1 protein-coding gene is annotated in these 721 nt (G+C 72.3%); it reads left to right on the forward strand.

What is annotated here, in order from left to right:
- On the forward strand, window positions 1–721 hold a 721-nt coding region (locus tag ACH65_RS18170; protein WP_049624053.1), incomplete at both ends, for a septal ring lytic transglycosylase RlpA family protein.

Here is a 721-nt window from a genome sequence, read left to right on the forward strand (position 1 = left end):
CGGCGGGCCCGCCGCCGGAAGCCATCGCCAAACTGCCCGAGCCGGTGCCCAAGGCGGAGCCGCGCGCCCTGTACGGCAACAAGTCGCCCTACAGCGTGCTGGGCGAGAGCTACCGCGTGCTGCCCAGCGCCGGCGGCTACGTGGAGCGCGGCATCGCCTCGTTCTACGGCAACAAGTTCCACGGCTACAAGACTTCGAGCCTCGAGGACTACGACATGTACCAGTTCACCGCCGCGCACAAGACGCTGCCGCTGCCGAGCTACGCGCGGGTGACCAACCTGGAGAACGGCAAGAGCGTGATCGTGCGCATCAACGACCGCGGCCCGTTCCACGACAACCGCCTGATCGACCTCTCCTACGCGGCGGCGGTGCGCATCGGCGTGTGGCCCAAGGGCACCGGGCTGGTGGAGGTGCGCGGCATCGACCCGGGCGAGCCGGTGCGCGACCCCCCGCCGCCGCCGGTGGCCGTGGCGGCCGGCGGCGCGCGGCCGGGCATTTTCCTCCAGGTGGGCGCCTTCTCCGACGCCGCCAACGCCGAGCGCGTGGCCGCGCAGCTGCGCCAGGCCAACTTCGCGCCGGTGCAGACGGTCGATGTACAGGTGAACGGCCGTAATGTGCGCCGCGTGCGCGTGGGCCCGCTGGCCGACGTGGACACCGCCGACTCGGTGACCGCGCGTATCGCGAGCATGGGCCTGCCGCGGCCGCAGGTCGCGGTAGACTG

This window comes from Frateuria defendens (assembly GCF_001182895.1).
In the GTDB taxonomy this organism is placed as follows: domain Bacteria; phylum Pseudomonadota; class Gammaproteobacteria; order Xanthomonadales; family Rhodanobacteraceae; genus Frateuria_B; species Frateuria_B defendens.